This window comes from Herbidospora cretacea, from assembly GCF_001570605.1.
In the GTDB taxonomy this organism is placed as follows: Bacteria; Actinomycetota; Actinomycetes; order Streptosporangiales; family Streptosporangiaceae; genus Herbidospora; species Herbidospora cretacea.
The window spans coordinates 169141-182838 of record NZ_BBXG01000018.1; the positions used below are offsets into that span (position 1 = coordinate 169141).

At 72.1% G+C, this 13698-nt stretch carries 11 protein-coding genes; 8 read left to right on the forward strand and 3 right to left on the reverse strand.

The features are described from left to right. The first annotated feature begins 54 nt into the window (after positions 1-54). The gene (locus AW270_RS29145; RefSeq protein WP_061299321.1) at positions 55-2034 is read left to right on the forward strand and encodes a CgeB family protein; all 1980 of its coding nucleotides are present in this window, start codon (positions 55-57) and stop codon (positions 2032-2034) included. On the opposite strand, the gene AW270_RS29150 is transcribed toward AW270_RS29145, so the two are convergent. Continuing rightward, complete coding sequence (locus AW270_RS29150) at positions 1984-2796, reverse strand: PP2C family protein-serine/threonine phosphatase (protein ID WP_061299338.1); 813 nt, start codon at positions 2794-2796, stop codon at positions 1984-1986. The two genes, AW270_RS29145 and AW270_RS29150, sit on opposite strands and share 51 nt — an antisense overlap. A gap of 61 nt (positions 2797-2857) precedes the next feature. Between AW270_RS29150 and AW270_RS29155 the strand changes: the two genes are divergently transcribed. The 5 genes from AW270_RS29155 to AW270_RS29175 all read left to right on the forward strand — a co-directional run bounded on the left by AW270_RS29155 (position 2858) and on the right by AW270_RS29175 (position 8774). Beyond that, positions 2858-4576, forward strand: a complete 1719-nt coding sequence (locus AW270_RS29155) for an HsdM family class I SAM-dependent methyltransferase (protein WP_061299322.1) — start codon at positions 2858-2860, stop codon at positions 4574-4576. Between the two features lie 9 nt (positions 4577-4585). Next, positions 4586-5473, forward strand: a complete 888-nt coding sequence (locus tag AW270_RS29160) for a serine/threonine-protein kinase (protein WP_061299323.1) — start codon at positions 4586-4588, stop codon at positions 5471-5473. After that, the gene (locus AW270_RS29165; RefSeq protein WP_061299324.1) at positions 5470-5958 is read left to right on the forward strand and encodes a hypothetical protein; all 489 of its coding nucleotides are present in this window, start codon (positions 5470-5472) and stop codon (positions 5956-5958) included. The genes AW270_RS29160 and AW270_RS29165 overlap by 4 nt, the downstream gene beginning before the upstream one ends. Positions 5959-6105: 147 nt before the next feature. Beyond that, a complete protein-coding gene (lysA, locus tag AW270_RS29170) occupies positions 6106-7488 on the forward strand; it encodes a diaminopimelate decarboxylase (RefSeq protein WP_061299325.1) in 1383 nt (460 codons plus the stop codon). Next, the gene (locus AW270_RS29175) at positions 7485-8774 is read left to right on the forward strand and encodes a homoserine dehydrogenase (RefSeq protein WP_061299326.1); all 1290 of its coding nucleotides are present in this window, start codon (positions 7485-7487) and stop codon (positions 8772-8774) included. The genes lysA and AW270_RS29175 overlap by 4 nt, the downstream gene beginning before the upstream one ends. Here the strand turns inward: AW270_RS29175 and AW270_RS29180 are convergent. Beyond that, positions 8743-9930, reverse strand: coding sequence for a phosphotransferase family protein (locus tag AW270_RS29180; protein ID WP_063819378.1), 1188 nt, complete (start codon positions 9928-9930; stop codon positions 8743-8745). The two genes, AW270_RS29175 and AW270_RS29180, sit on opposite strands and share 32 nt — an antisense overlap. Positions 9931-9982: 52 nt before the next feature. On the opposite strand from AW270_RS29180, the gene AW270_RS29185 reads away from it, so the two are divergent. Next, positions 9983-11326: a glycosyltransferase family protein gene (locus AW270_RS29185; protein ID WP_061299328.1), complete on the forward strand. Its 1344-nt coding sequence runs from the start codon at positions 9983-9985 to the stop codon at positions 11324-11326. 160 nt (positions 11327-11486) lie between these two features. Beyond that, entirely contained in the window at positions 11487-12263 is a 777-nt protein-coding gene (locus AW270_RS29190) for a polysaccharide deacetylase family protein (protein ID WP_061299329.1), read from the forward strand. Here the strand turns inward: AW270_RS29190 and AW270_RS29195 are convergent. Beyond that, the gene (locus AW270_RS29195) at positions 12260-13615 is read right to left on the reverse strand and encodes a DUF2079 domain-containing protein (protein ID WP_169807390.1); all 1356 of its coding nucleotides are present in this window, start codon (positions 13613-13615) and stop codon (positions 12260-12262) included. The genes AW270_RS29190 and AW270_RS29195 overlap by 4 nt on opposite strands. Between the last annotated feature and the right edge of the window lie 83 nt (positions 13616-13698).

Sequence of the window (13698 nt, forward strand, 5' to 3'; positions counted from 1 at the left end):
ACCATGATCTGAGAATATGGTGACTGTCGCCGTTACCTGGAGGAGTGGGCGTTTATGAGTGAGCTGGAAAGCCTGCGGCGGGCGCTTGCACAGGCGGTCGAGAAGGCCGAGGGCGCCGCCGAACTGGCCCGGTTGCTCGCCGACTACCAGGCCCGGCTGGACGAGGCCGCCCGCACCGAGGCCGAGGCGCTGACCCGCGCCCGGGACGCCGAGGCGGCCCGCAAGGCGGCCGAGAAGCAGGCCGAGCGCCGGCTCACCCAGCTCGCCAAGCAGCTGGCCGAGCAGAAGTACCAGACGGCGGTGGCCGAGTGGAAGCTGGAGAAGCTCCAGGGCAACCGCTGGATCAAGATCGGCGACGCGATCCAGACCAAGAAGCCCGGCTCGGTCGCCCGCTCCCTGCGCGCCGCCTCCCCGACCGCCGGCAAGGCCCCCAAGCGCACCGACTTCCCGGTCGAGAAGCCGGCCGCCGTCCAGGCCCCGGTGGAGAAACCGGCCCCTCCGGTCGATCCCGACCCCCGCGCGCCGCTGTTCTCCACCCCGCTCACCGAGTACTTCGCCGTGCCGAAGGGGCCGCTGACCAGGCCGTACATGACGGTCGCGGCGATCGTCGACCGGCGCACCGAGGCCCTGCTCCGGTACGAATGGCGCCAGGTCACCAACTTCGGCCCGGACGACTGGGCGAAGATGCTGGACACCTACCGGCCCTCGATGCTCTTCGTCGAGTCGGTCGCGCCGGGCCCGCGCCAGGGCAACGGCGGGCGCTGGCTGGCCTCGATGGCCGGGGAGGACCGCGCGCTGCGCGACCTGGTGGAGGCGTGCAAGAAGCGCGGGATCAAGACCGTCTACTGGCACTCGGGCGGGTCGCTCGGCAAGGCCGTGCCGGTCGCCGAGCTGTTCGACCTCGTGCTGGCCACCACCGAGCAGCGGGCCCGTGAGTGGCGGGCGGCGCTGCGGCACGACCGGGTGGGCGTGCTGCCGCACAGCGTGCAGCCCCGGGTCCACAACACCTTCCGCGCCGAGGGCGGCCGGACCGAGGACGTGGCCACGCTCGGCACCGCCGAGGGCGGGAACCCGCTCCCGGCCCAGGGCGACGACAAGACCAGCTACGACGACTTCCTGACCGCCGTGCGCAAGGTCGGGGTGGTCGTCGCCGGGCCCGACGCGAGCGACCGCGAGATCGCCGAGATCGAGGCCTGCGGCACCCCCGTGGTGGCCACCGGCGCCGCCGAGCTCGCCGCCGACCCGAGGGAGCGCGACCGCCGCGCCCATCTGGCCTGGCGGGCCACCGTCCCGGTCACGGCCCGGCTCCAGCCCGTCTTCGAGGCCGTGGGCCTGGCGGACGTGCGCAACACCCAGGTGGTGAGCGCGCTGGTGGCCGTGCGCGACCAGATGGAGCTCGACCAGGCGATGACGCAGATCATCGGCCAGCGCAGACGGCCCGACCAGCTCGTCATCGTGGCCGAGGGCGTCGACGCCGCCGTGGTGGAGAAGACCGCCCGGCAGGCGGTGAGCGCCCGCGAGGAGGGCTACAACGCGGGGGTGCTGCCGGAACTGGTGGTGCGGACCCTGCCGATGTCGACCCGGGGCGCGGCGCTGGCCCACGCGCTGCTGCTGGCCGACGGCGACTACGTGGCCGTCGTCGACCCGCGCGACCTGTACGGGGAGCACTACCTGGCCGACTCGCTGCGCCGCTTCGCCGAGGTGGAGACCGAGATCGTCGGCAAGGCCGCCTTCTACGCCCACGCCGCCGGGGCGACCCTGCTGCGCCAGCCCGACGCCGAATACCGCTTCCTGCCCGAACTCGGCGGCGGCACGATCGTGTCCCGCCGGTCGGTGCTGGTCGAGCTGGGGATCGCCGATCTCAGCGAGGAGTGGGACGAGACGCTGATGCGCCAGTGCCGCTCGGGCGGGATCAGGGTCTACTCGGGCGACCGCTTCTCCTACGTGTGCGTGCGCGCCCGCGCGGAGGGCCGGCTGTTCGGCTCAGCTCGTCTGGAGGGGTACGTCCCCGCCGGTCCCCTCGCCTTGATCTAGGGTGGCCGACCCGACCAAAATGGGGTGCCCGTCGCCGTACCCACCCGCCACGACGTCGGCCGCGACGACCGTGATGTTGTCGGGCCCGCCGCCCCGGTTGGCCAGGTCGACGAGGGTCGTGACCAGCTGGTCGAGGTCGGCGACGGAGGTGAGCATCTCGTGCAGCGTCTCGGGCGTGACCACGCCCGCCAGGCCGTCGGAGCAGAGCAGGTAGCGGTCGCCGGCGAAGGCGGTGCGCCGCGACACGTCGGGGCTCACGTTGCCGGTGCTCTCCAGCGCCCGCATCAGCATCGACCGGCGCGGGTGCTCGGCCGCCTGCTCGGGGGTCATCCGGCCGTCGTCGACGAGCGACTGCACCAGCGTGTGGTCGTGGGTGATCTGGTAGAGCACCCCGTCGCGCAGCATGTAGCCGCGCGAGTCGCCCACGTGGGCCAGGGCGAAGCCGCTGCCGTCCCACAGCATGGCGGTGAGCGTCGTGCCCATGCCGTTGAGCGCCGGGTTGGCGTCGGCCATGCCCTTGAGGGTCTGGGCCGCCTGCTGGATGGCGCCCTCCAGCGCGGCCACCGGGTCGCCGTCCAGCGGCGCCCCCGACAGCACGCGGATCGCGGTCGCGCTGGCCACCTGACCGTAGTTGTGGCCGCCCATGCCGTCGGCGACGACGAGCAGGCGGGGGCTGGCGTAGGCAGCGTCCTCGTTCTCCGGGCGGCGCTGGCCGACATCTGACCGGGCGGCGTACCGGAGGCCCAGCGTGCTGTGGTTCATGTCCACAGTAAAACATTGGTTGAAGCAGTTCACAAGTGGGCGATTCGTGTAGAGTGACCACGTGACTTACGTGAACGCCGGTGACATCGCCCGCCTCGCCGACGTCGGCCGGGCCGCGGTGTCCAACTGGCGTCGCCGTCACGACGACTTCCCGCAGCCCGTCGGCGGCACCGCCAACAGCCCGCTGTTCTCGCTGGCCGAGGTGGAGGAGTGGCTGCGCCGCAACGGCAAGCCGTTCTCGCTGTCGGCCGCCGACCTGGCGTGGCAGCGGCTCCGCGCCAGCGGCGACGACCTGAGGCTAGGCGAGCTGGTGGCGGCCGCGGGCGATTTCCTGGAAGGCCGCCCCGCCGCGCTGCCCGCCGACGTCACCGCGCTGGTCGCCGCGCTGGCCGAGGAGCGCGGCCGGCTCGACGCGTTCGAGTTCCTCTGCGAGCGCTACGCCGAGGCCCACTCGCGCCAGCTCGCGATCACCCCGCCCGACCTCGCCGACCTGATGGTGCGCCTGTCCGGCGGCGGGGTGCTGCTCGACCCGGCCTGCGGGCTGGGCACCCTGCTGCTGACGGCCAAGGCCGCGCGCGGGCAGGACGCCTCCGGTTCGGCGGCCCGCATCGCCGCCACCCGGCTGCGGATGCGCGGGGTCGCGGCGACCGTCCACACCGGCGACTCGCTGCGCGCCAACGGGCTGCCCGGCGGCGCCGACGCGGTGGTCTGCGACCCGCCCTTCAACGAGCGGACCTGGGGATACGAGGAGCTGACCGCCGACCCGCGCTGGGAGTTCGGCCTGCCGCCGCGCGGCGAGCCCGAGCTGGCCTGGGTGCAGCACTGCCTGTCCCGGGTCCGGGCCGGCGGCACGGTCACCGTCCTGATGCCGCCCGCCGCCGCCGCGCGCCGTCCGGGCCGCCGCATCCGGTCGAACCTGCTCAGGGCTGGCGTGCTGCGGGCCGTGATCGCGGCCGGGGCCAGCGACATCTGGCTGCTGCGCCGCCCCGAGCCCGGCGAGCGGACCCCGTCGCGGGTGCTGCTCTTCGACGCCGCCGGCGACCTGAACACGGTCGAACCGGCCTGGCGCGACTTCCTGGCGACCGGCAGGGGCGGCACGAGCGTCATCGACCTGCTCGACGACGAGGTCGACGTCAGCCCGCTGCGGTTCGGCAACGCGGCCGGCCCGCCCGACTACGCCGGGTCCCGGGCCCGTTTCGCCGCCGCCGTGGACGAGCTGACCGGCGCGCTGCCCTCGCTCAGCCCCGTCGACCCGCCCCGCGAACCTCCGATGACGACCATCGCCGAGCTGGCCAGGGGCGGTTCGGTGGCCATCCACCACTCCTCGGCCCGCGTCGGCTCGGGCGACCAGCCCGTCCTGACCGCCGACGACCTGGCCGGCGGCGGCCCGCCGACCGGCTGGGCCGAGCCCGGCCCCGGCCTGGTCATGATCGAGCCCGGCGACGTGGTGGCCACCCCGACCGGCACGGTCCGGGTCGTCCAGGAGATCGGCTGGGCGCTCGGCCCCCAGCTCACCCTCTACCGCGTCGATCCGGCCCGCCTGGACGCCGACTTCCTCGCCGGTTTCCTGCGCGCCGGCTCCAGCCTGTCGCGGGGCGCCAGCCGCCTCGACGCCCGCCGCACCAAGATCCCCCGGCTGTCCCTGGCGCAGCAGCGCGAATACGGGGCCGCCTTCCGCCGCCTGGCCGACCTCGACACCGCCCTCCACGAGACGTCGAAGCGGGGCCAGGAGCTCATCCGGCTCGCCCTCGACGGCCTGGCGGCCGGACATCTGCAATAAAGTTGCGGCATGGTCATCGGTGACCGCTATGAACTGGACGACCTCCCGCTCGGCCAGGGCGGGATGGGCGCCGTCTACGGCGGCCACGACAGACATCTCGACCGGAAGGTCGCGGTCAAGTTCCTCCGTCTCCCCGGCGGGCCCGACCACGAGCTGGAGCGCCGGTTCATCCGCGAGGCCCGCATCCTGGCCCGTCTCGACCACCCCGGCGCGCCCGTCCTCTACGACTTCGGCACCCACGAGCAGCGGCTCTTCCAGGTGATGCAGTTCATCGAGGGCGTCACGGTGGCCGACGTGGTCAGTGAGCACGGGCCGCTGCCGGTGCCGTGGGCCGCCGCCATCGCCTCCCAGGCCTGCGCCGTGCTCTCGGCCGCCCACGCGTTGTCGATCTGCCACCGCGACCTCAAGCCGACCAACCTCATGCTCTGCCCCGACGGCACGGTCAAGGTCCTCGACTTCGGCCTGGCCATCCTGCGCGAGGCCGACGCGGGCCAGTTCACCCGGACCGGCCAGATCCTCGGCACGCCCGCCTACATGGCCCCCGAGCAGATCAAACGCGGCGTGGCCGACCCCCGCAGCGACCTCTACTCCCTCGGCTGCGTCCTGCACGAGATGCTGACCGGCCGTCAGCTCTTCACCGGCCCGACCGACTACGCCGTCTACGAGCGCCAGGTGAAGGAACGGCCGCCCCGGGTCCGGAACGTGCCGGACGCCCTGGCCGACCTGGTCACCGCGCTGCTGGAGAAGTCGGCCGACCAGCGCCCGCCGACCGCCGACGCCCTCTACACCGAGCTCCAGCGCTTCGCGGTCGACCTCCCGGCCCTGCCGGGCTTCCTGACCGCGATCGTCGCCCCGACCCGGATGTACGCCCGCGTGGTCGGGCGGATCCCCGGATGATCCCCGTCGGCGACTGGGCTACCGAGGCCACCTTCCTGGTCAGGGGAGAGGTGGTCGTCGGGGCCTACCCCTGGGACCTGCTGACCGAGGATCCCGGGAGGCTGGCCGGGGAGAGCTGGCCCGACTCCCCCCGGACCTGGGCGAACCCGGGCTTCGCGGTCCGCTACGCCCACGCGCGCGCCTGCTGGGCCCACCGGTGGGCCGGTGCCGCCGACCCCGAGTGGGAGGCGCTGCCCGCCGAGTGGAGGGCCGTGGTGCGGCTGCTCGCGGAACTGCCCAGCCGCGGGCGGAGCCGTACAAAAAGATGGAAGACCTTCGCCGAGCACCTGGCCGCGCGCTATCACGACGCGTTCGAGGCCGCGAACCCCCTGCCGAGGGGGGACGCCGACTTCACCGGGGCGCTGGCCGCCCGGGTCGCGACCGGCGACGCGGTCGCGCGGGTGCTCGCGGCGATCAGCGCGGAGCCCCTGCCGCAGCGGATCTAGGAGCCGCGTTCTTCTTCCCGGACGGCGGGGTGACAGGAACCACTCCTGCCCTTCATGGGTCGAACGACCGTATTTCCACTTTTCGTCACGTCTCGCTACGTGAGCACGCGTCTCAGAGGGCGCCCTGAGTCGGATAGCCTGCTTCGGGTGAGTCGATTCGCCCATCCCGCCGGTGACCGGCATGCCGAGGTGCTTCCGGAGGACCGTCCTCCCCACGCGCCCGCCGACCTGAACTCCATCGATTCGGCCATCTGGCCGCGAACGTCCGAGAGGGTCGCGGGATCACTCACGATCGGCGGGCTCGACGTCCGTGACCTGGCCAAAGAGTATGGAACCCCGCTCTACGTCCTCGACGAGGAAGACTTCCGGGCCCGCGCGGCCGACTTCCGCCAGGCCTTCCACGACGGCGAGGTCCACTACGCCGCCAAGGCGTTCCTGTGCCGCGAGGTCGCCCGGTGGATCATGCAGGAGGGCCTCGGCATCGACGTGTGCAGCGCCGGTGAGCTGGCCGTCGCGCTGAGCGTCGGCTTCCCGCCCGAGCGGATCACGATGCACGGCAACAACAAGTCGGTCGCCGAGCTGGAGAAGGCCGTCACCACGGGGGTCGGCCACGTCGTCGTCGACTCCTTCGAGGAGATCGCCCGCCTCGGCTACCTGGCCGACAAGCACGGCACCCGGCCCAAGGTCCTGATCCGCGTCACGGTCGGCGTCGAGGCCCACACCCACGAGTTCATCGCCACCGCCCACGACGACCAGAAGTTCGGCCTGTCGCTGAGCAGCGGCGCCGCGGCCGAGGCCGCCCGCCGGATCCTCGCGATGCCGTCGCTGGAGCTGGTCGGCCTCCACAGCCACATCGGCTCGCAGATCACCGACACCGCCGGTTTCGAGGTCGCCGCCCGGCGCCTGGCCGGCCTGCTGGTGCAGATCCGCGACGAACACGGCGTCGAGCTGCCCGAGCTCGACCTCGGCGGCGGCTACGGCATCCCCTACGTCGCGGGCGACGACACCCCCGACATGAAGCTGATCGCCGACGCGCTGCGCGAGATCGTCGCCACCGTCTGCCAGAGCAAGGGCCTGCCGGTCCCGCGCCTGACCGTCGAGCCGGGCCGCTCGATCGTCGGCACCGCCGGCGTGACGCTCTACGAGGTCGGCACGGTCAAGGACGTCGAAGGCCTGCGCACCTACGTCTCGGTCGACGGCGGCATGAGCGACAACGTCCGCACCGCCCTCTACGGCGCCGACTACACCGCCCGCCTGGCCTCCCGCGAGAGCGCGGCCAAGCCGATGCTGTCGCGCCTGGTCGGCAAGCACTGCGAGAGCGGCGACATCGTGGTCCGCGACCTCTACCTGCCCGCCGACCTGGTGCCCGGCGACCTGATCGCGGTGGCCGCCACCGGCGCCTACTGCCGGTCGCTGGCCAGCAACTACAACTATCTGCCCAAGCCGGCGGTGGTCGCGGTCGCGGGCGGCAGCGCGCGGGTCATCGTGGCGCGCGAGACCGAAGAAGACCTGCTCAGGGGGCAGCTGTGAGTAAACCCGTCAAAGTGGCGCTGCTGGGCTGCGGCGTCGTCGGCTCCCAGGTCGCCCGGCTGCTCCAGGAGCAGGCCGACGACCTGGCCGCCAGGGTGGGCGCCCCGCTGGAGCTCGCCGGGGTGGCCGTCCGCAAGATGAGCCGCAAGCGCGAGGTCGACCTCGACCCCGCGCTGCTCACCACCGACGCCCGGGCCCTGGTCACCCGCCCCGACGTCGACATCGTGGTCGAGGTGATCGGCGGCATCGAGCCCGCCCGGGGCCTCATCCTGGCCGCGATGGCCGAGGGCAAGTCGATCGTCAGCGCCAACAAGGCCCTGCTGGCCGAAGACGGCGCGACCCTCCACGCCGCCAACCAGGCCGACCTCTACTTCGAGGCCGCCGTCGCCGGGGCGATCCCGCTGATCCGCCCGCTGCGCGAGTCGCTGGCGGGCGACCGGGTCCACCGCGTGCTCGGCATCGTCAACGGCACGACCAACTACATCCTCGACAAGATGGACTCCACCGGCGCCTCGTTCACCGACGCGCTGGAGGAGGCCCAGTCGCTCGGCTACGCCGAGGCCGACCCGACCGCCGACATCGAGGGCTTCGACGCCGCCGCCAAGGCCGCCATCCTGGCCGGGATCGCCTTCCACAGCCGGGTCACCGCGGCCGACGTCCACCGCGAGGGCATCACCGAGGTCTCCGCCTCCGACGTGGCGTCGGCCAAGGCGATGGGCTACGTGATCAAGCTGCTGGCCATCTGCGCCCGCTCCGACGACGGCCGCTCCATCGGCGTCCGGGTCCACCCCGCGATGATCCCCAGGAGCCACCCGCTCGCCGGGGTCCGCGAGGCCTACAACGCGGTCTTCGTCGAGGCCGAGTCGGCCGGCCGGCTCATGTTCTACGGCGCGGGCGCCGGTGGCGCGCCGACCGCCTCCGCCGTGCTCGGCGACATCGTCGCGGTCGCGCGCAACCGCCTCGCCGGCACGCGCGGCCCCTCCGAGTCGGTGTACGCCGACCTGTCGGTCCACCCCATGGGCGAGACCGGCACCCGCTACCACGTCTCGCTCGACGTCGCCGACAAGCCGGGCGTGCTCGCCACCGTGGCCGAGGTCTTCGCCCGCCACGACGTGTCGATCCAGACCCTCCGCCAGGAGGGCCGCGGCGACGACGCGCAGCTGGTCCTGGTCACCCACCGGGCCTCCGACGCGGCGCTGTCCTCGACCGTCGAGGGCCTGCGCGAGCTCGACGTCGTCCGCGCCGTGGCCAGCGTCATGCGGGTCGAAGGCGACGAAACGCCCTGACGGCGTTCTCCAGGGCCTCCTCCGGGTCGCCCAGGTGATAGCGGCGCTCGGAGGGCTCGATGCCGTCCAGGAACTCCTGGTAGCGCACGGCCTGCCCGAGCGCGGCCAGCGGCGCGGCGACCTCCAGCGCCCTGCGGGGGTCGGCGCCCGGGATCGACCACGCGCCGACCCAGGCCTCGGCGTTCCCCACCCACTCCTGTAGGCGCAGCCCGTCGGCGGCCGGATGCCCGAAGTGCGCGTCCGCGAAGTCCAGCACCACCGCGGGCCCGCCGGGCACGGCCCGCCAGTTGCCGGGGTGGAAGTCCCCGTGAACCAGCGTGTACGGCAGCCCGCAGGCCGCCAGCTCCTCCTCCAGAGCGGGGACCTGGGAGAACAGCTCGTCCGAGCCGGGGACGGGGGACAGGTGTTGGGCGGCGGCGAGGATGCGCCGGCGGTCCACCAGACCGGGCACACCGAGCCGCTGCCGAGAGTGTGCGGCCTCCGTTCTTGCCGGTATCAGATCCCGCAGGCTCTGTTGGGCGAGGGTGAAGCGCCGGACCGTGTCGGCGACCAGGTCAGGACCGGCCTTCCAGCAGTCCTCGCCGGGGATGTGCCCCAGGAGCATCCAGCCGCGCTCGGGCTCGGCGGCCAGCACCTGGGGGACCAGGGTGGGATCGACCTCGGCCAGGGCTTGGATCACGGAGGACTCCGGCGAGGCGAACGGGGGAGTGGTCTTCAGCCAGGCGTTCTCACCCGGCAGATGAAAGAGCCCGGCCAGGTTCCACGTCTTGACCTGGCGAATCTCGCTCGGCCCGGTGATGTTCAGCGCCCAGTCGAGGGCGGCACGCAGCCCTTCCACAGTGGCCCAGGAGGCGCGGAGGGGCTCGTGGGCAGCCAGCAGGTGTTCTGCGGGCGGCGCGGAGGAATTCAGGAGGGTGATGGGTGCTTGCGGTGGGAGCTCCAGTGCTTCCGCGTGGTAGGTCACGTGGCCGTCGCGCATGGAGCGGCCGCCCTCGACGTCGACCAGGCGCAGGACCATCACCGGCACGCCGAGCAGGCCGCTCAGCCACTCCGCCACCGGGGCCACGTCGTTCCACCACGGCGTCGGCATCTCCACCGGGCCATAGCGGCCCAAGGCGATGTCGCCGCAGGTCACTGCCGCACTTACCTGACGCATCCGATCAGTTTGCCATTTGCGCAGGTTCCGGGGCCTACGAGAAGGTAAGTCGATGTTGTCCCGTCCCGTTCCCCTGCTGGGCCTGGTCGCCCTGGGCTATCTCGTCCTCCAGGCGGTATCGGTCCCGGCGGACATGACGCTCGAATGGGACGAGGCCGTCTACACGAGCCAGGTCGCCCCCGGGGTGCCGGACGCCGTCTTCTCCGCCCCCCGGGCCAGGGGCGTGACGTGGCTGGTGGCCCCGGTCGTCCAGTTCACCACCGATCCGGCGGCGATCCGCTGGTGGATGATGATCGTCGCGGCCGCAGGGCTGTTCCTGGCGTTCCTGCCGTGGACGAAGCTGCTCAAGCCCGCAGTGCCGGCTCTGGCGGCCGGGCTGTTCGCCACCCTCTGGGTGACCGTCTGGTACGGGCCGCAGGTCATGCCCAACCTCTACGTCGCCTACGGCGCGGTGCTGGCGATCGGGTCGCTGCTGGTCGTGAAAGAGCACGGCGGCTGGGCCGCGTATGCGGGCCTCGCCGCCGGGTTCGCCGGGGTCGCGATGCTGAGACCGAGCGACGTGCTCTGGCTGGGCGTGATCGCCGGTCCGGCGGCGCTGCTCTGGCGGAGGTGGGCCGCCGCCGCGACCATTCTCGTCTCGGCCGCGCTGGGGATGGTGCCGTGGGTGGTGGAGGCGTACACCTCGTTCGGATCTCTGCTCCACCGCTGGGCGGCGGCCGGTGAGGTGCAGGGCGGGATCGCGCCCGCGCCCGGGTTCTGGTATGAGTTCAAGGCCGCCAACGGCCCCGCCTTCTGCCGGCCCTGCGACATCCCCCTCGACCGGCCCTACCTGCTGATCTGGTGGGCGGCCCTGCCGGTGCTGGCGCTGGTGTCGGCGCGGAGGTGGCCGGTTCCGGCGCTGGCCGGGCTGGCGATGGCCGCGCCCTACCTCTTCCTGGTCGACTACGCCGCCCCGAGGTTCCTGCTCCCGGCCTACGGCCTGCTGATGATCCCCGTCGCGGTCACGGTGATCCGGTTCCGGCCTCCGTTCGTGGTGCTGCTGGCCGCTCACATGGTCGTCCAGTTCATGGTGCTCGACGGGGTGAAGGGCCAGGACTATCCGCTCAGGCAGTTCCAGGCCTCTTTCGTCCGGAAGATGATCGATGCCGGGGTCACCACGCCCTGCACGCTGGTCGGCACCTCCGTCAACCCGGCTCACCAGTTCCTGACCAGGTGCGAGGTCCGCATCGTGAAGCCCGGCGAGTCGGTCGCCGAGGCGACGCGGGACGTCGGGGGCGTCGTCGCCACCCTGACCCAGAAGACGCCGCCGAAGGGCAGCGAAGGGTGGGAACGTCACGTTCTCGCCACCAGCAACGGCAAACCGACCTGGATCACCATGATCCGCCCGAACCTATGAATGCCTGGTGAACTGTGTACCGATTGGGTCTAGCATCCGGTTTCCCGGGCAGGAGCCGCTAGCCTGGTCACCTCTCCCGCCAAACTGACCTCAGGAGTCCGTCATGCGGTCTTCGCTCCGCTTAGGAGCAGTGGGCGTCCTTTTAGGAACGCTCCTTCCGATGGTGCTGGTCGCCACCCCCGCACAGGCCGCACGACCGAAACACAAGGTCAAGACTGTGGTGGCGCTCGGTTTCGACGACGGAGACGCCACCCACGTGAAGGCCGGACAGATCCTTCGGTCACACGGAGTACGCGGAACGTTCTACATCAACAGCGGCGACCTCGACACCAAGGGCAAACTGACCGTCGGCCAGGTGCGCGCGCTCGTCCGCCAGGGCCACAAGATCGGCGGCCACACCCTCCACCACGTGCGGCTGACCGACCTGACCGCCATCGACCAGCGGGTCGACATCTGCGCCGACCGGGCCGCCCTCCTCAAGCTGAAGATCCCGGTCACCACGTTCGCCTACCCGTTCGGCGCGAACAACGGCGACTCCCAGCAGGCGGCCCGGTTCTGCGGCTACAACGCCGCCCGCACCGTCGGCGGGCTGGCGCTCGGCAGGTGCGACTACTGCGCCCCGGTCGAGTCGGCCCGCCCGGCGATGCCCTACTCGATCCGGACCTACGGCTCGGTCAACTACGACACCACCCTGAACGACCTGAAGAAGCAGGTCATCACGGCCGAGCGGGCCGGCGGCGGGCTGCTCCCGGTGGTGGTCCACAAGGTCTGCGCCCGCGTCTGCGGCGACTACTCGACCACCGAGAAGATCCTCGACGAGTTCCTGACCTGGCTCGACACCCGCAAGAAGCACGGCACGACGGTGCGCCCGCTGGAAGACGTCATCGGCGGCAGGGTCCGCCCGGTCCCCGACGAGTCGACCTGGCAGGAGTTCTAGGGCTTGTGCAGGACGACGAAGCCGCCGTCGTCGAAGACCGTCCGGTAACCGGTCGAGCGGAGCCGTTCGACCTCGGCCACCTGCGCCTCGACGCTGTCGAACGGCGTCGTCTTCCAGCGGGTGAAGGCCACGATCCACGGCGGGTTCTCGTATGCCGGCTCCGGCTCCCACAGGATCACCGGATTCCGCGCGGTCAGGCCGGCCCCCAGGGGCAGCGCGGCGGCCACCATCGGCCCCGGCGGCACGGTCTGGACGGCCTTGCGCGCGATGGCCACATAGGCGGGATCGGGCCCGAGTTCGGTCGCCGCGATCGTCCCGTACGCGAACAGCGGGGCGGTCGCCAGCCCCGCCACCAGCGCCCCGGCCGCCCAGGTCACCCGGACCCGGGGGCCGAACCGGGCGATCCCGTCGACGGCGGCCAGGAACAGCGGGATCACCAGGAACGCGTTGTAGTGGAAGGGAACGCCCCACCAGTGGGGATACGACGACAGCATGCGTTCGGCCAGCAGCGGCAGCGACAGCAGGGCCAGCGGTGACAGCAGGCACGCGCCCAGCACGATCAGCAGCAGCCAGCCCATCGTGACCAGCTTGTCCGACGGGCTGCCGAGCAGCGCCAGCGTCTGGACCGGGTGGGTGAGCACGTGGACCAGCGCGGACGCGGGGCCGTCGCCGAGGTCCTCGTAACGCCAGTAGAAGCCGTCCCGGCCGCCGAAGAACGGGATGAGCACTTTGGTCGCCACCAGCACTGCCCCGACGCCGCCCGTCAGCAGGAGGGTCCCGGACCGGTAGGCGCCGCGCGTCAGCAGATAGAGCCCGAAACCGGCGATGACCAGGCCCATGTCCTCTTTCGTCATCAGCAACAGGACGCCCATGACCAGGGCGGTGCGGGTCCGGCCGGCGTCGTGCCGCTCGACCATCCACGCGATCAGCACGGGCGCGAACGCCACCTCGTGGAAGTCGAACTCGACGGCCTGGGCGACGGGCCAGCTGACGACGTACGCGAAGGAGACGAGATAGGCGGCGACGACGCCGAGCCGGCGCCGGGCGAACAGCCACAACGGCGGCACGGCCAGCGCGAACAGCAGCCCCTGCGCGAAGATCAGCGACAGCGGGCCGTCGTTGATCCAGTAGAGCGGCGCGAGCAGCGCCAGGATCGGCGACCAGTGGTCGCCCAGCAGCGAGAACCCGTCTTGGTGGAAGCCGTCGAGATACTCCTTGGCCACCGATGCGGGCAGCCGGAACTCCGCGTAGCTCCGCACGCCCTGGTCGAAGATCGCCAGATCGAGCACCCCGGCCCGCATGCCGCGCAGCTCCAGATACCCGACGAGGGAGTATCCGGCGGTTGCGATCATGACGATCAGGCCGATCCAGAGCGCATGACCCCGGGCGACCTCCTTGACGTGGAGGTCGCGGGTCGCCGTGAGGGTCATCTAGC